The sequence below is a fragment of the Streptomyces hawaiiensis genome, assembly GCF_004803895.1.
GTDB lineage: Bacteria > Actinomycetota > Actinomycetes > Streptomycetales > Streptomycetaceae > Streptomyces > Streptomyces hawaiiensis.
Genome location: NZ_CP021978.1, coordinates 4,909,398 through 4,924,255, shown reverse-complemented (window position 1 = coordinate 4,924,255; position 14,858 = coordinate 4,909,398). Strand labels below are relative to the sequence as shown.

General features: G+C 73.4%; 17 protein-coding genes. 4 read left to right on the top strand and 13 right to left on the bottom strand.

Features of this window, described 5'->3' with window-relative positions; translation table 11 throughout:
• Positions 1 to 150: 150 nt before the first annotated feature.
• Positions 151 to 819 (top strand): SCO3374 family protein, encoded by a 669-nt coding sequence (locus CEB94_RS22760; RefSeq protein ID WP_175433972.1) that lies wholly within the window; start codon positions 151 to 153, stop codon positions 817 to 819.
• Positions 820 to 828: 9 nt separating this feature from the next.
• Here CEB94_RS22760 and CEB94_RS22755 read toward each other — a convergent pair whose 3' ends face one another.
• The 10 genes from CEB94_RS22755 to CEB94_RS22710 all read right to left on the bottom strand — a co-directional run bounded on the left by CEB94_RS22755 (position 829) and on the right by CEB94_RS22710 (position 8,984).
• A complete protein-coding gene (locus CEB94_RS22755; protein ID WP_010048839.1) occupies positions 829 to 1,164 on the bottom strand; it encodes a histone-like nucleoid-structuring protein Lsr2 in 336 nt (111 codons plus the stop codon).
• Between the two features lie 267 nt (positions 1,165 to 1,431).
• Positions 1,432 to 1,965, bottom strand: coding sequence for an amino-acid N-acetyltransferase (locus CEB94_RS22750; protein ID WP_175433971.1), 534 nt, complete (start codon positions 1,963 to 1,965; stop codon positions 1,432 to 1,434).
• A 9-nt stretch (positions 1,966 to 1,974) separates the two neighbouring features.
• Positions 1,975 to 2,412 (bottom strand): BlaI/MecI/CopY family transcriptional regulator, encoded by a 438-nt coding sequence (locus CEB94_RS22745; RefSeq protein ID WP_246112181.1) that lies wholly within the window; start codon positions 2,410 to 2,412, stop codon positions 1,975 to 1,977.
• A gap of 182 nt (positions 2,413 to 2,594) precedes the next feature.
• Entirely contained in the window at positions 2,595 to 2,783 is a 189-nt protein-coding gene (locus tag CEB94_RS22740; protein WP_175433969.1) for a hypothetical protein, read from the bottom strand.
• Positions 2,784 to 2,801: 18 nt separating this feature from the next.
• Complete coding sequence (locus CEB94_RS22735) at positions 2,802 to 3,425, bottom strand: hypothetical protein (protein WP_246112180.1); 624 nt, start codon at positions 3,423 to 3,425, stop codon at positions 2,802 to 2,804.
• 145 nt (positions 3,426 to 3,570) lie between these two features.
• Complete coding sequence (locus CEB94_RS22730; RefSeq protein ID WP_175433968.1) at positions 3,571 to 4,368, bottom strand: type III pantothenate kinase; 798 nt, start codon at positions 4,366 to 4,368, stop codon at positions 3,571 to 3,573.
• A 14-nt stretch (positions 4,369 to 4,382) separates the two neighbouring features.
• Positions 4,383 to 5,357 carry a carboxylating nicotinate-nucleotide diphosphorylase gene (nadC, locus tag CEB94_RS22725; protein ID WP_175433967.1) on the bottom strand — a complete coding sequence of 325 codons (975 nt, stop codon included), beginning with the start codon at positions 5,355 to 5,357 and terminating at the stop codon, positions 4,383 to 4,385.
• Between the two features lie 5 nt (positions 5,358 to 5,362).
• Positions 5,363 to 7,069 carry an L-aspartate oxidase gene (locus CEB94_RS22720; RefSeq protein ID WP_175433966.1) on the bottom strand — a complete coding sequence of 569 codons (1,707 nt, stop codon included), beginning with the start codon at positions 7,067 to 7,069 and terminating at the stop codon, positions 5,363 to 5,365.
• Positions 7,066 to 8,067, bottom strand: coding sequence for a pantoate--beta-alanine ligase (gene panC, locus CEB94_RS22715; protein WP_175433965.1), 1,002 nt, complete (start codon positions 8,065 to 8,067; stop codon positions 7,066 to 7,068). The genes CEB94_RS22720 and panC overlap by 4 nt, the downstream gene beginning before the upstream one ends.
• Complete coding sequence (locus CEB94_RS22710) at positions 8,064 to 8,984, bottom strand: Rossmann-like and DUF2520 domain-containing protein (RefSeq protein WP_175433964.1); 921 nt, start codon at positions 8,982 to 8,984, stop codon at positions 8,064 to 8,066. Before CEB94_RS22710 ends, panC begins: the two co-directional genes overlap by 4 nt.
• A 182-nt stretch (positions 8,985 to 9,166) precedes the next feature.
• Between CEB94_RS22710 and CEB94_RS22705 the strand changes: the two genes are divergently transcribed.
• On the top strand, positions 9,167 to 10,348 hold the full coding sequence (locus tag CEB94_RS22705) for a threonine aldolase family protein (RefSeq protein WP_175433963.1): 1,182 nt from the start codon (positions 9,167 to 9,169) through the stop codon (positions 10,346 to 10,348).
• Here the strand turns inward: CEB94_RS22705 and CEB94_RS22700 are convergent.
• Entirely contained in the window at positions 10,341 to 10,541 is a 201-nt protein-coding gene (locus CEB94_RS22700; protein WP_175433962.1) for a hypothetical protein, read from the bottom strand. The two genes, CEB94_RS22705 and CEB94_RS22700, sit on opposite strands and share 8 nt — an antisense overlap.
• Positions 10,542 to 10,700: 159 nt before the next feature.
• Here CEB94_RS22700 and CEB94_RS22695 point away from each other — a divergent pair, with 159 nt between their 5' ends.
• Positions 10,701 to 11,807 carry a DUF5937 family protein gene (locus CEB94_RS22695; protein WP_175433961.1) on the top strand — a complete coding sequence of 369 codons (1,107 nt, stop codon included), beginning with the start codon at positions 10,701 to 10,703 and terminating at the stop codon, positions 11,805 to 11,807.
• An 18-nt stretch (positions 11,808 to 11,825) separates the two neighbouring features.
• Here the strand turns inward: CEB94_RS22695 and CEB94_RS22690 are convergent, their stop codons facing one another.
• Both CEB94_RS22690 and CEB94_RS22685 read right to left on the bottom strand, forming a co-directional pair.
• Positions 11,826 to 12,494, bottom strand: coding sequence for a response regulator (locus CEB94_RS22690; protein WP_175433960.1), 669 nt, complete (start codon positions 12,492 to 12,494; stop codon positions 11,826 to 11,828).
• Positions 12,495 to 12,549: 55 nt separating this feature from the next.
• Positions 12,550 to 13,743, bottom strand: a complete 1,194-nt coding sequence (locus CEB94_RS22685) for a sensor histidine kinase (RefSeq protein WP_175433959.1) — start codon at positions 13,741 to 13,743, stop codon at positions 12,550 to 12,552.
• A gap of 118 nt (positions 13,744 to 13,861) precedes the next feature.
• On the opposite strand from CEB94_RS22685, the gene CEB94_RS22680 reads away from it, so the two are divergent.
• A complete protein-coding gene (locus tag CEB94_RS22680) occupies positions 13,862 to 14,854 on the top strand; it encodes an SAM-dependent methyltransferase (protein WP_246111883.1) in 993 nt (330 codons plus the stop codon).
• Positions 14,855 to 14,858 lie beyond the last annotated feature (4 nt).

Genomic DNA, 14,858 nt, shown 5'->3' with positions numbered 1-14,858 from the left:
GAAGTCCATGCCGGGCGCCCCCGTTCCCTCCGCTACGGGCGAACAACCTTGCGCCTCCCCGCACCCCCCGCGCGCCCCCATTCGGCCACTCTGCGCATTCGTTACACCACCCAGCGTAACTCGCACGGCCTTCCGGCTGTTGCACTTGGCATGTTCGGCGCCCCCCACCCCGTGATCGCGTCCGCGACCCCGCTCGTCCCGCTCCCCCGCCGGCCGCTCGACCCGGCCGTCGCAAGCGGTCAGGTCCGGCGGTGGTACGAGAACGAACTGGGCTGGCCGACGGTGCCCGGGGATCCCCTACGGCTGGTGGTGGGGGTGCGCTACGACGTCCTGGACGTCCCGGCGGAGGCAGGGCACGCGGCACTGCGGCGCCCGGCGCCGGGCTCTCCTGTCGCCCTTCACGGCGACCGGATGCTGTTCCTGGTGGCCGCGGGCAGCGCGGAGGAGCTTCCCGGGCTGCTGGAGTGGCTGGACTGGGGTTCCCTGCCGCTGGATCTGACGGCGATCGGGGCGGGCGGCCTCATGGAGGCGCCGGCGCGCCCGGCGCCTCGCGAGCAGAGGGGCACCCCGCTCGGGGACGCGTGGCCGCCGCCCGGCCCCCCGGGCCGAGTCGGTTCCCAGGGGGCCGCCGTATGGCTGCGGCCCCCCGAGCCGGGATGCGAGGTCGAGGCCTCGCTGCCGACACTGTCGGCGCTGGGGGGCTGTGGGGACGCCCCCGATCTCGTGCGGCTGGTGAACACGGTGGCCACTCAGTGCCACCGGGTCCGGCTGCGGCGCGCGTGCGCCCAGCCACCGGCCTCGTGTGCGCAGGGTCGGTAGTGCCGCTGTTCAGCCGTTGGCCTTCTCGTAAGCCTCGCGGATGGTCGCGGGAACACGGCCGCGGTCGTTGACCTCGTAGCCGTTCTCCTTCGCCCAGGCGCGGATCGCCGCGGTGTCCTGGCTGCCGCTCGACGCGGCGCGCGCCTTTCCACGCCCGCCCGAAGCACGGCCTCCGGTACGACGACCGCCCTTCACGTAAGGCTCGAGAAGGCCACGGAGCTTGTCCGCATTGGCAGTGGTGAGATCGATCTCGTACGTCTTGCCGTCCAGCGCGAACGTCACGGTCTCGTCCGCCTCGCCACCGTCGAGGTCGTCGACAAGAAGGACCTGAACCTTCTGTGCCACCGGATTTCCTTTCATCGATATCTTCAGGGCCGGGGTGTGCCGGCGTCCGCCGTATCGCCGTCCCCTGTTATATGCAGTACTGCAGTACGTCGGAAAGCAAACCGCTTTTGCCGGAAAAACACAAACCCTCGGCAGAGACCGGCAGCCCGGGCTCGGTCCGGAAACGTGCGCGTTTCGGACATAGGGCACCGGGGCAGGGGTGGGCGCCGCGGAATATGCCTTGACGAACCGGCCGGGCGGCTCTTGCGGCCCCCTAGCTCCCGGCGATCACAGATGCAGAAGCATCCGGCTGTTGCCCAAGGTGTTCGGTTTCACTCGTTCGAGTCCGAGGAACTCCGCGACGCCCTCGTCATAGGAACGCAGCAGCTCCGCGTAGACATCCGTGTCGACGGGCGTCTCGCCGATCTCCACGAAGCCGTGCTTGGTGAAGAAGTCGACTTCGAAGGTCAGGCAGAAAACGCGCCGAACGCCGAGCCAGCGGGCGGTCTGCAGCAACTTCTCCAGCACACGGTGTCCGACGCCCGCGCCCTTCAGGCCGGGCTTCACTGCGAGAGTGCGGACTTCCGCGAGGTCTTCCCACATCACGTGCAGCGCACCGCAGCCGACGACCTCGGCGTTGTCGTCCCGTTCCGCGACCCAGAACTCCTGGATGTCCTCGTAAAGCGTCACCGTTGCTTTGTCGAGCAGGATGCCGCCGCGGACGTAGGCGTCAAGGAGGCGGCGCACGGCCGGGACATCGCTGGTGCGGGCCCGTCGGACGGTGATGGCTTTTGCGGGGACTTCGGGGCTCTTCGCGGACATGACGGGACGCTATCGCCCGCCGCGGTCCTGTGCGGAGGCGGGGTTCTCCGGGGGGCCTTCCCGGGGTTCCGCTCGTTCGGCCGGTTCTGCGGATTCCGACGGTTCGGTCGGTTCCTGGGTTTCCGGTCCCTGGACGATGCGTACGGCATCGCTGAGAGACCGCCGCTGTTCCTCGCTCATCATGCCGAAGAAGGCGACGAGAGCGGCTGCGGGGTTGTCGCTCTGCGACCAGGCGTCGTTCATCAGGGCGGCCGCGTAGGCGGCGCGGGTGGAGACGGCCTCATATCGATAGGCACGACCTTCCGCCTCGCGGCGCACCCAGCCCTTCTGATGGAGATTGTCCAAAACGGTCATCACGGTGGTGTACGCGATGGACCGCTCCTTCTGAAGATCTTCCAGGACTTCTCGAACGGTCACCGGGCGGTTCCACTTCCACACCCGCGACATGACCGCGTCTTCGAGTTCTCCCAATGGGCGAGGCACAGCTCAGAACAATAGTGGGAGATCCCGGTAATGGCGTGGCGGACGTGCGCTTCACCGGCGAACAGGAACAAAAAGGGCGTACGACTCGGGGTGCGGGCGCCGCGGAGTGCGGGCTCGCCGAGTCGTACGCCCTGGGAGCGGGTGGGTCAGGCGTCGGTCTTCGGGGGCGCCGCCGTGGGCCGGCGGGCGCCTTCCACGCGCGCGAGGGCGGCGTCCACGGCCGCGTCCTCCTTGGCCTTGTTGGCGCCGCCCTGTGTCTTCACGATCACCCGGATCACGCCGATGAAGAAGACGGCCATGACGGCCGGGGGCAGCAGCGCGGAGACGTAGTCCATGGATCCAGGGTAGCCACGTCAGCCCGCGGCGAGCTGCTGGGGGTTCGCGGGCGGTGGCGGGCCCGGCTTGCGGCGCGGGAAGACCTCGCCCGGGGTGGGGATGGGACGGGAGGGCTTCGGGGCGTCCGGGTCCGGGGAGGGCTTGGGGGCCGGGGCGGGCTTGCGCGCGGGTTTCTTCTCGGGCCGCTTCTCCGGGTCGCCCCCCGCGAAGTCGCCGGTGGCGGCGCGGCGGCCTCCGGCGATGGCCAGGAGGCGGGTGCGGGAGCCGGGGATGGCCACCGCGGGGAGAGGGGCGGCGGTGACGGGGGTGCCCCCGCAGCGGTCCAGGAGGGCCGCGGCGGCGGGGTTGCCGCGCAGGGCGCGGAGGGCGGCGAGGTCGTCGGGCAGGGGGCGGTAGCCGGCGCCCAGTGCCTCGTCGAGGAGCGCGAGGTAGCCGGCTGCGGTGCCGGGGAGGGCGGCGCGGTACCGGCCCAGGTCGGCCACGAGGAAGGCACGCAGTCGGGCCCCCTCCCGCAGCGCCTCGTCGAGCGACTCTGCGAGACGGAGACAGTCCTGGACGTCGTCGGCCGAGGCGGGGGTGGAGTGGAGGGCAAGGGCGAGAGCGCGGCGGAGCACACGCAGCTCCTCCACGCCGAACGCCATGCCGCCGCGGGATCCGTATGGCGTGGGCATGCTGCGACGATACGCGCTAATCAGACAAATCTCGCATAGGGGGCGGGTGTGGCGTGAGGGACCACTCGTCCCGCCTAGGGGACCCCCTGGGCCGCCCACCCACCCCGGCAGCCCCTCACATACGCGACACGTTCCGCTCGTACACCAGCCGCAGCCCGATCAGCGTCAGCCACGGCTCGTGCTCGTCGATCACCGATGACTCGCCCAGCACCATCGGTGCCAGGCCGCCCGTCGCGATGACGGTGACGTCGTCGGGGTCCTGCGACAGCTCGCGGGCCATGCGGCCGACCACGCCGTCGACCTGGCCGGCGAAGCCGTAGATGACGCCGGACTGCATCGCCTCGACCGTGTTCTTGCCGATGACGCTGCGGGGCCGGGCCACCTCGATCTTGCGGAGCTGGGCGCCGCGGACCCCCAGGGCCTCCACGGAGATCTCGATGCCGGGCGAGATGACCCCGCCGACGTACTCCCCTCGCGCGCTGACCGCGTCGAACGTCGTCGCCGTGCCGAAGTCGACGACGATGGCCGGGCCGCCGTAGAGCTCGACCGCCGCGACCGCGTTGATGATGCGGTCGGCGCCGACCTCCTTGGGGTTGTCCATGAGGATCGGTACGCCCGTCTTGACGCCCGGTTCGACGAGGATGGCGGGCACGTCGCCGTAGTAGCGCCGCGTCACCTCGCGCAGCTCGTGCAGGACCGAGGGGACGGTGGCGCAGATGGCGATGCCGTCGATGCCGTCGCCCAGTTCGTCGCCGAGGAGCGGGTGCATGCCCATCAGGCCCTGGAGGAGGACCGCCAGCTCGTCGGCGGTGCGGCGCGCGTCCGTGGAGATGCGCCAGTGTTCGACGATCTCGTCGCCGTCGAACAGTCCGAGCACGGTGTGGGTGTTGCCCACGTCGATCGTCAGCAGCATGACCCGTACCGCCCCTACTCCGCCGGCCGCAGGTCGAGGCCGACGTCCAGGATCGGCGAGGAGTGCGTGAGGGCTCCGACGGCCAGGTAGTCGACGCCGGTGTCGGCGTAGGCCTTGGCATTGTCGAGGGTGAGGCGGCCCGAGGCCTCCAGGGCGGCGCGGCCCTCGACGAGGGCCACCGCCTCCGCGCACTCGCCCGGCGTGAAGTTGTCCAGCAGGATCAGGTCGGCGCCGGCGTCCAGGACCTCGCGGAGCTGGTGCAGGGTGTCGACCTCGACCTCGATGGGGACGTCGGGGAAGCGTTCGCGGACCGCATGGAAGGCCTGGGTGACGCCGCCCGCGGCGACCACGTGGTTGTCCTTGACGAGGGCGGCGTCCGAGAGGGACATGCGGTGGTTGACGCCGCCGCCGCAGCGGACCGCGTACTTCTCCAGGGAGCGCAGGCCCGGGGTGGTCTTGCGGGTGTCGCGGACCCTGGCCTTCGTGCCGTCCAGGACGTCCGCCCACGCGCGCGTGGCCGTCGCGATGCCCGACAGGCGGCACAGGATGTTCAGCGCGCTGCGCTCGGCCGTGAGGAGGTCGCGGGTGCGGGTGGTGACGGAGAGGAGCTTCTGGCCTGCTTCGACACGGTCGCCGTCCTCCGCGTGGCGCTCGATCTCGAGCTCCTCCTCGCAGACCACGGAGATGACGGCCTCGGCGATGCGCAGGCCGGCCACCGTGCCCGCCTCGCGGGCGGTGAAGTCGGCCGTGGCCACCGCGTCCTCGGGGATGGTCGCCACCGTCGTCACGTCCACGCCGTGGGCCAGGTCCTCCTGGAGGGCCACGTTGGCGATGTCCTCGACCTCGACGGGGTCGAGGCCGGCGTCGGCCAGGAGCTGGGCGAGTGCGGGGTCCAGGCCGCACTCCAGGTATGCCTGGTCGTCCGCGCCGCAGGCGCAGCCGTCTGAGCAGCCTCCGGAGGAGGCGAGGGGAAGGTTGGGGGTGCTCACGTCGGTCACTGCTCCTGGGGGGCCTGGGAAGGGAGGGTCGTCGGGAAGTGTGTGGTGTCCGTGGTGTGCACGGCCAGCGTCCGGTCGGGATTCAGGGTCACGACGATGTGGCGGCGCCAGGTGGTGTCGTCGCGCTCGGGGCGGTCCTCGCGCCAGTGGCAGCCCCGGGTCTCCTCGCGCAGCAGGGCGGCGGCGACCAGGACGCGGGCCACGCACAGGAGGTTCGTGGCCTCCCAGGTGTCGACGCCGGCCTCGGCCGTCTTGCCGTTCTCGGCGAGGGCCTCCCGGGCGTCGGTGTGCAGGCGCTGGAGCCGGTCGGCGGCCTCGGTGAGGGAGCCGGCCGAGCGCAGGACGCCCGCCCCGCTCGTCATGATCCGCTGGATGGTGAAGCGGGCCTCCGCGCTCTGCAGGGGGTGCTCGGGGATCTCCGGGTGTGAGACCGGCTGGGGCACGCGCGCGTGGAGGCCGTTCGCCGCGATGTCGGCCGCGATGCGCTCGGCGTAGACGAGGCCTTCGAGCAGGGAGTTGGACGCCAGGCGGTTGGCTCCGTGCACGCCGGTGCAGGCGACCTCGCCGCACGCGTACAGACCGGGGACGGTCGTACGGCCGTGGGAGTCGGTGCGGACGCCGCCGGAGGCGTAGTGGGCGGCCGGGGCGACCGGGACGGGGGTGGTGACCGGGTCGATGCCGTGGGCGCGGCAGGCGGCGAGGATCGTCGGGAAGCGGTGCTCCCACATTTCGGCGCCGAAGTGCCGGGCGTCGAGGAACATGTGCTCGGCGTCCTGCTCCTGCATGCGGCGCGTGATGCCCTTGGCGACGATGTCGCGGGGGGCGAGTTCGGCGAGTTCGTGCTGTCCGGTCATGAAGCGCACGCCGTCGGCGTCGACCAGATGGGCGCCCTCGCCGCGGACGGCCTCGGAGACCAGGGGCTGCTGGCCCTCCGCGTCCGGGCCGAGGAACAGCACGGTCGGGTGGAACTGGACGAACTCCAGGTCGCTGACCTCCGCGCCCGCCCGCAGCGCGAGCGCCACGCCGTCGCCCGTCGACACCGACGGGTTGGTGGTGGCGGAGAACACCTGGCCCATGCCGCCGGTCGCGAGCACCACGGCGGGGGCGTGCACGGCCCCGACGCCGTCGTGCTGGCCCTCCCCCATGACGTGCAGGGTGACACCGGCGGTGCGGCCCTCGGCGTCCGTGAGGAGGTCCAAGACGAGCGCGTTCTCGACGGTGCGCATGCCCCGTGCGCGGACGGCCTCGACCAGGGCGCGGGAGATCTCGGCGCCGGTGGCGTCGCCGCCGGCGTGGGCGATGCGGCGGCGGTGGTGGCCGCCCTCGCGGGTCAGTGCCAGCTCGCCCTCGGACTCGTCGAACCGGGCGCCGGTCTCGATGAGGCGGCGTACGGCGTCGGGGCCCTCGGTGACCAGGAGGCGGACCGCGTCCTCATCGCACAGGCCGACGCCCGCCACGAGGGTGTCGTCGAGGTGCTGCTCGGGGGTGTCGCCGTCGCCGAGGGCAGCGGCGATGCCGCCCTGGGCCCAGCGGGTGGAGCCGTCGTCGAGGCGGGCCTTGGTGACGACGACCGTCCGCAGGCCCGCGGCCTCGCAGCGCAGGGCGGCGGTCAGCCCGGCGACGCCGGAGCCGACGACGACCACGTCCGCGGCGATGGACCACCCGGGGGCGGGCGCGTGCAGTCGTATACCTGTGGTGGTCACGAGGCGGCTCCGAAGCTTCCGAAGGTGAGGGGGACGTTGTCGATCAGCCGGGTCGCCCCGACCCGGGCGGCGACGGCGAGGACCGCGTCGCCGGTGAAGTCGTCGCCGATCTCGGTGAAGTCGGACGGGTCGACCAGGGCGAGGTAGTCCAGCGCGAGCGGCGGGTCGAGGCGGGCGGCCTCGTCGAGGACCTGGCGGGCGGCCGCGCGGACGGCCGCCGGGCCGCCCGGGACGGCCGTCGCCACGGCGTGCGCGTCGGCCGCCGCGCGGGACTCCCCTATGGCGCTGAGCGCCTCGGCACGCGCGCGTGTGGCGGGCACTTCGCGGGCCCGGGCCCGCAGCGCCTCCTGCGCGGCATGCCGGTCCTGGCCCGCGAACAGGGCCCCGGACAGGGCGAGGGCGGTGCGCCGCTCCGGGGCCGACAGGTAGCGGTTGCGGCTGGACAGGGCCAGGCCGTCCTCCTCGCGGACGGTGGGCACGCCGACGATCTCCACGCCGAAGTTCAGGTCCCGCACCATGCGGCGGATCAGGGCGAGCTGCTGGGCGTCCTTCTGGCCGTACAGGGCGACGTCTGGGCGGGTGAGGTGCAGCAGCTTGGCGACGACGGTGAGCATGCCGTCGAAGTGGCCGGGGCGGGAGGAGCCCTCCAGGCGCTCGCCCATGGGGCCGGCGGTGATGCGCACCTGGGGCTCGCCGCCGGGGTAGACCTCGTCCACGGAGGGCGCGAAGACGACGTCCGCGCCCGACTGTCCGGCGAGTTCGAGGTCGGCGTCCAGGGTGCGCGGGTAGCGGTCGAGGTCCTCGCCCTGGCCGAACTGGAGCGGGTTGACGAAGACGGTGACGACGACCTCGCCGGCCGGCCGGGCGATGCCGCGCGCGGTGCGGATCAGCGTGGCGTGGCCCTCGTGCAGCGCACCCATGGTCATCACCACGACGCGGCGGCCCGCACGCGCGCGTGCGTGCAGTTCCCCGGCGGTGCGCAGCAGGGTGGTGGTCATCGGGCGTCCCCTTCGGTGCCGTCGGCGAGTACCCCGAGGAGGTCCTCGGCGAGTTCCGGCTTCAGCAGGCCGTGGGCCAGGGCCCGGTCGGCGGTCGCGCGGGCCATCGCCAGGTAGCCGGCGACGGTCTGCGGGGCGTGCCGACGCAGCTCGGACACGTGTGCGGCGACAGTGCCCGCGTCACCGCGCGCGACCGGCCCGGTGAGGGCCGCGTCGCCGGAGCGCAGGGCGTTGTCCAGGGCCGCGCCGAGCAGCGGGCCGAGCATCCGGTCGGGGGCCGTGACCCCGGCCGCGCTCAGCAGCTCCATGGACTGGGCGACCAGCGTGACCAGGTGGTTGGCGCCCAGGGCGAGCGCCGCGTGGTAGAGCGGCCGGTTCTCCTCGGCGATCCACTCCGGTTCGCCGCCCATCTCGATGACGAGGGCCTCGGCGGCCAGGCGCAGCTCCTCGGGCGCGGTGACGCCGAAGGAGCAGCCGGCCAGGCGCTGGACGTCCACGGGCGTGCCCGTGAAGGTCATCGCGGGGTGCAGGGCGAGCGGCAGGGCGCCCGCGCGCAGGGCGGGGTCGAGGACCCGCGCGCCGTAGCGCCCGGAGGTGTGGACGAGGAGCTGCCCCGGCCGTACGGAACCGGTCTCGGCTAGGCCGGTGACCAGGTCGGGCAGGGCGTCGTCGGGAACGGTCAGCAGCACCAGGTCGGACCGCTGGAGGACCTCTGCGGGCGGCATCACCGGCACGTCGGGCAGCAGTTGCCCGGCGCGGCGCCGTGAGGCGTCCGAGACGGCGGAGACGGCGACCGGGCGGTGCCCGGCGAGCCGCAGGGACGCCGCCAGCGCGGGGCCCACGCGGCCGGCGCCGACGACGCCGACGGTGAGCCGCGCGGGGCGGTCCTTGGGGTCTGGCTGTGGGGTTGTGTTCACTCGACGGCGGCCTTCCCGTTCCAGTCCGCTCCGGGTACCGGACGATTTCTCGTCATGTTAACGCGATCGGTTCGAGGGGCGGTCGTTCGTCCACAGGCTGTGCATGCCCGCGCGGGCGCTCCCTGAAGGGCGTACCGAAATGCGGATGCCCGGCCGCACGCGCGCGGGGGAGGATCCGGGGCATGACCGATACGGCGGAACACGACGACCAGGTGACGGACGACGACCCGGGCGCGCGGCTGCGTGAGCGGCGGCTGGCCGCCCACCGCACCGCACGGCGCGTGTTCGCGCACTTCGGCTTCCACCGGACCCTCAGAGAGCGTCTGGCGGTGCTGGACGACGCGGAGGGCGTCCACGACCTGGACGAGCTGTCCGACGTGTACGGCGACGGTGTCGTCGAGGCGCTGGAGACGAAGGTCGCCGGGCTGCTCGGCACCGAGGCCGCCGCATTCTTCCCGACGGGCACGATGGCCCAGCAGGTGGCCCTGCGCTGCTGGGCGGGCCGCACCGGGAACCCGACCGTCGCCCTGCACGCGCTCAGCCATCCGGAGGTGCACGAGCGGAACGCGTTCAGCGAGGTCGGCGGCCTACGCCCGGTGCGGCTGACGAGCGAGCCGCGGCTGCCGACCGCCGCCGAGGTGCGCGACTTCGCCGAGCCCTTCGGTGCGCTGATGCTGGAACTGCCCCTCAGGGACGCCGGTTTCGTGCTCCCCACGTGGGAGGAGCTCACCGCGGTCGTGGAGGCCGCGCGGGAGCGGGACGCGGTGGTGCACTTCGACGGGGCCCGCCTGTGGGAGTCCACCGTCCACTTCGGCCGGCCCCTGGAGGAGATCGCGGGCCTGGCCGACAGCGTCTACGTGTCGTTCTACAAGTCCCTGGAGGCGTTCGGCGGCGCGGCGCTGGCAGGTCCGAAGGAGCTCGTCGAGGAGGCGAAGACCTGGCGGCACCGGTACGGCGGGATGCTCTTCCAGCAGTTCCCGACGGTGCTGTCGGCGCTGGTCGGGCTGGAGCGGCAGCTGCCCCGGCTGCCGGAGTACGTGGCCCACGCGCGCGTGGTGGCCGCCGCCCTGCGCGAGGGCTTCGCGGCGGCCGGGGTGCCGTGGGCGCGCGTGCACCCGGAGGTGCCGCACACCCACGACTTCCAGGTCTGGCTGCCCTACGAGCCGGACGTCCTCGGGGAGGCGGCGGTGCGCACGGCCGAGGAGACGGGGGTCGTGCTGTTCGGCGGCGCCTGGGACCGGGGCGGGCCCGGGCTGGCGCTCACGGAGGTGCACGTACGGGCCGCCGGGCTGGAGTGGACCGCCGAGGACGTGAAGGCGGCGGTGGCGGAGTTCGTGGCCCGGCTGCCGGAGCAGGTCAGGTAGGGCGCCGCCACCGGCCCAGGGCGTCCCGGAACCGGTGCCGGGGCGGGCGGCCGGCGAGGACCGCACGGAATCGCCGTCCGTCGCGCCAGTCCCGTACGGCCTGCCGGTCGTGGGTGCCGGGCGCGGGCGGGGCGGGCTCGCCCAGGGACCGGGCGCGGTAGGCGTCGAGGAGGTACTGCTGCGTGATGCTCATGGTGAATCGCCTCTGGGGGACGGGGTGATGGAGGTCCGAAGGCTCCGCGGCTGCCCCGGTCGTCCCACCGTGCGCCCACGCCGGGGACGGCGTCGCGTCGATTGACGAGGCCCGTCAATCGACGGGGGCGTTGTCGGTGGCGGGGTGCACCATGAGGTCATGAGCGTGCACATCGACATCGGCGGGCTGCGGCCGGAGAGTGTCGCCGTCGTGCCCTCACCCCTGGCCGAACTGGGCATGGCGCTGCACACGCTGTCCGAGCCGGCGCACCACCCGGGTCTGCAGGGCTGGGTGACGGGCGTGACGGCCCGGCTCGACCCGCATCTGGCCGACCGGATGTGCGAGGCGGACTTCCTGTGGCGCACGACGTTCTCGGACCTGTTCCTGCCCTGGGCGGGCCTGCCGGACCGGCGCACGCTGCCGGGCGCCACCCTCGCCGAGGAGCTGGACCAGCTCGACAAGCTGTCCGACGAGCAGTTCGTGGACGCGGCACTGGAGTTCACCTGTGCCGTCGGCTACGGCGAGTGCGGGCCGACGGCACTGTCCGACCCCCGCACGCGCCGCCGGGCGCTGGACCTGGCCGCCGCGCGCGGACCGCAGCAGCTGCGCTTCGGTGAGCGGCTGCTGGCCGACCCGCCCCGGATCCGGGCCTGGCTGCGGCAGTTCCTCCGGGACTGCGACGAGGCGTTCTTCGCGGAGGCCTGGTCCCGGCTGCGCCACCAGCTCGCGGCGGACGCCCGGCACAAGACCGACCTCCTGCGGCGCAAGGGTCTGGCCGAGGCGCTGGCCGCGGTGTCCCCGGCGCTCACGCTCGACGAGGCCGCCGCCCGGATCTCGGTCGACAAGCTGGGCGACGGCCGTACGGCCACGGGCGACGGCGGCCTGCTGCTCGTCCCGACCAGCCTGGGCTGGCCGCATCTGATGGTCCTGCACCGGTACGGCTGGCAGCCGGTGCTGCACTACCCGGTCGGCTCCCCGGAGCTCGCCGCACCGCAGACGCTCGAGCAGCTGGCCATGCGGATGACCGCGCTGTCCCACCCGGTCCGGATGCGCATGTGCCGCCATCTGGCCCGCAGCGCGCACACCACCAGCGAGCTGGCGCAGGTGCACGGCATGACGGCCCCGGAGATATCCCGGCACCTGGCCGTGCTGAAGAAGGCGGGCCTGATCACCACCCGCCGCCGCGGCCGCTACGTCCTGCACCAGCTGGACGTGACGGTGGTGGCCCGGCTCGGCAGCGAGTTCCTGGAAGGGATCCTCAGGTAGCCGGCCCGGGCGTGCGGGTCAGCCGTGCCCGCCGGCCCGCACCAGCCCCGTCTCGTAGGCCAACACCACGACCTGCACCCGGTCCCTGAGCCCGAGCTTGGTCAGGATGCGGCCCACGTGCGTCTTCACGGTCGCCTCCGACAGCACCAGCCGTGCCGCGATCTCGCCGTTGGACAGGCCCTGCGCGACCAGCACCATGACCTCGCGCTCGCGGTCGGTGAGCCGCTCCAGCTCCTTGTGCTGGGGCTGCTGGGTGCCCGGCAGCATCGGTGCGAAGCGGTCCAGGAGCCGCCGGGTGGTGGAGGGCGCCACGACCGCGTCACCGCTGTGCACGGCCCTGATCGCGGCCAGCAGCTCAGCCGGCGGCACGTCCTTGAGCATGAAGCCGGAGGCGCCCGCCTTCAGTCCGGAGAAGGCGTACTCGTCGAGGTCGAAGGTGGTCAGGATGAGCACCTTCGGCGGGTCGGTGTCCGCGCAGATCCGGCGGGTCGTCTCCACCCCGTCGAGCTTCGGCATGCGGACGTCCATCAGCACCACGTCGACCTCGGCCGTGCGCAGTTCCTGGAGGGCCTCGACGCCGTCGCCCGCCTCCGCCACGACCTCCATGTCCGGCTGGGCGGCGAGCACCATCCGGAACCCGGTGCGCAGCAGCACCTGGTCGTCGACGAGCATCACGCGGATCGTCATCGGGCCTCTTCCCTATCGGGGTCGTTACAGGTGTCAGTGGGGGCGTGTGCCGGTGTCAGTGCGCGGGTTTGAGCGGCAGCAGGGCACTGATGCGGAATCCTCCGCCCGGGCGCGGGCCCGCGTCCAGGGTGCCGCCGACCATACCGACCCGCTCGCGCATGCCGATCAGGCCGTGGCCCTGGCCGTCGAAACCGCCCTCCTCGTACAGCTCCTGCGGGGCGCCCTTGCCGTCGTCCTCGACGAGGAGCCCGAGGCCGTCGTCGAAGTAGACGAGCCGGACGCTCGCGCCCGCGTTGGGCCCGCCGTGCTTGCGGGTGTTGGTGAGCGCCTCCTGCACGATGCGGTAGGCGGTGAGCTCGACGCCGCTGGGCAGCGGCCGGGGCGTGCCCTCGACCTTGAAGTCGACGGGCAGTCCGGATCCGCGGCAGTCCTCGACGAGGTCCTCGATCTGCTGCACGTCGGGCTGCGGCACGTACTCGCCGGCCTCCTGGTGCTCGCCGGTGCGCAGCACGCCGAGCAGGCGGCGCATCTCGGCGAGGGCCTGGCGGCCGGTGGAGGAGATGGTCTCCAGGGCCTTCTTCGCCTGGTCGGGCGCGGCGTCGAGGACGTAGGCGGCGCCGTCGGCCTGGACCACCATCACCGAGACGTTGTGCGCGACGACGTCGTGCAGCTCGCGTGCGATCCGGGCGCGTTCCGCGGCGACGGCGACCTTGGACTGCGCCTCGCGCTCCCTCTCCAGGCGGGCGGCCCGCTCCTCCAGCTGCGCGAAGTAGGCGCGGCGGGTGCGGATGGAGTCGCCGAGGACCCAGGCGAGGGCGAAGGGGACGGTCTGGAGGACCGCAAGGGCGATGTCGCCCGCGACGCCCGTCTGCTCGTTCGACCAGCGCAGCTGCGCCAGAGGGGCCGCGCACAGGCCGGCGACCAGCGCGAAGCGGGAGGCCCAGCGGGCGCCTTCCGCCGCGACCGTGTAGACGATCACCAGCATGGCGAAGTCGGCGGGCAGGATCGCGACGTCGGTGACCAGCTGCGCCACGCCGACCGCGGCCGCCAGCAGCAGCATCGCCTCCGGCACCCGGCGGCGCAGCGCGACCACCAGGCTCAGCAGCAGCGTGATCGGAACGACAGCGGCCCGAAGGCCGATCTGCTCGCTCGCCGCCCCGCCCAGCATCGAAATCCCGAGGAGGACCACGGCCCAGAAGCCGTCGACCCACATCGGGTGCCTGCGGAGGAAGTCATAGAGGCGCTGCACGTAACCCAGCGTAGGGAAGCGGATAGGTGCAGGGGTCAACCGGAGGACCGATCCGCACCGGGTGCGCATACTCCGCAAGGTGGAGTTGCGTTCGTTGTGGTCCGCTTAGCCTGGCCCGGTGACGGCAGGCACGAGGGACGAGTGGCGCGGGTGGCGTGCGGCGGCGCAGGACGCCTTGTACGCGCCGGGGGGCTTCTACCGGCGCGTGGAGGGGCCGGCCGGGCATTTCCGAACGTCCGTGCACGCGTCGCCCCTGTTCGCCGGGGCCGTGGCGCGGCTGCTGTGCCGGGTCGACGAGGCGCTGGGGCGGCCCGCGGCCCTGGACTTCGTCGACATGGCGGCCGGGCGCGGCGAACTGGCGGGCGGGGTGCTCGCCGCACTCCCCGCCGACGTGGCGGCCCGCACGCGCGCGTACGCCGTCGAGATCGCCGAGCGGCCCCCGGGACTGGATCACCGGATCGAGTGGCTGGCCGCGCCCCCGGAGGGGGCGAGCGGGCTGCTGTTCGCCAACGAATGGCTGGACAACGTACCCGTGGAGGTCGCGGAGGTGGACGCCGCGGGCGTCGCGCGCCGGGTGCTGGTGCGGGAGGACGGCACCGAGCGGCTCGGGGAGCCGGTGGACGGGGCGCAGGCGCGCTGGCTTCAGCGGTGGTGGCCGCTGCCCGGTGAGGAGGGGCTGCGGGCCGAGATCGGCCTGCCCCGGGGCGAGGCCTGGGCCGCGGCGGTCGCGACGCTCCGGCGGGGGCTCGCCGTCGCCGTGGACTACGCGCACACGGTGGACACCCGGCCGCCGTTCGGGACGCTCACCGGCTTCCGTGAGGGCCGCGAGACCGCACCCGTACCGGACGGCTCCTGCGACATCACCGCCCATGTCGCCCTGGACGCGTGCGCGCTGCCCGGCGGGCGCGTGCTCCCCCAGCGCGAGGCGCTGCGCACCCTGGGCGTGACGGGCGCACGCCCCCCGCTCACGCTGGCCTCCACCGACCCCGCCGCATACGTGCGTGCCCTCGCGAGCGCCGCAGAGGCCGCCGAGCTCACCGCGGCGGGCGGGCTGGGCGACTTCGGCTGGCTGGTGCAGCCGGCCGGGATCGCGGACCCGTTTCCGGAGTGAGCCC

What these genes read in the sequence shown, in the direction of transcription:
- CEB94_RS22760 (WP_175433972.1), top strand. Translation starts at nt 151, where the DNA reads ATGTTCGGCGCCCCCCACCCCGTGATCGCGTCCGCGACCCCGCTCGTC.
- CEB94_RS22750 (WP_175433971.1), bottom strand. Translation starts at nt 1,965, where the DNA reads ATGTCCGCGAAGAGCCCCGAAGTCCCCGCAAAAGCCATCACCGTCCGA.
- CEB94_RS22745 (WP_246112181.1), bottom strand. Translation starts at nt 2,412, where the DNA reads ATGTCGCGGGTGTGGAAGTGGAACCGCCCGGTGACCGTTCGAGAAGTC.
- CEB94_RS22740 (WP_175433969.1), bottom strand. Translation starts at nt 2,783, where the DNA reads ATGGACTACGTCTCCGCGCTGCTGCCCCCGGCCGTCATGGCCGTCTTC.
- CEB94_RS22735 (WP_246112180.1), bottom strand. Translation starts at nt 3,425, where the DNA reads ATGGCGTTCGGCGTGGAGGAGCTGCGTGTGCTCCGCCGCGCTCTCGCC.
- CEB94_RS22730 (WP_175433968.1), bottom strand. Translation starts at nt 4,368, where the DNA reads ATGCTGCTGACGATCGACGTGGGCAACACCCACACCGTGCTCGGACTG.
- panC (WP_175433965.1), bottom strand. Translation starts at nt 8,067, where the DNA reads ATGACCACCACCCTGCTGCGCACCGCCGGGGAACTGCACGCACGCGCG.
- CEB94_RS22705 (WP_175433963.1), top strand. Translation starts at nt 9,167, where the DNA reads ATGACCGATACGGCGGAACACGACGACCAGGTGACGGACGACGACCCG.
- CEB94_RS22700 (WP_175433962.1), bottom strand. Translation starts at nt 10,541, where the DNA reads ATGAGCATCACGCAGCAGTACCTCCTCGACGCCTACCGCGCCCGGTCC.
- CEB94_RS22695 (WP_175433961.1), top strand. Translation starts at nt 10,701, where the DNA reads ATGAGCGTGCACATCGACATCGGCGGGCTGCGGCCGGAGAGTGTCGCC.
- CEB94_RS22690 (WP_175433960.1), bottom strand. Translation starts at nt 12,494, where the DNA reads ATGACGATCCGCGTGATGCTCGTCGACGACCAGGTGCTGCTGCGCACC.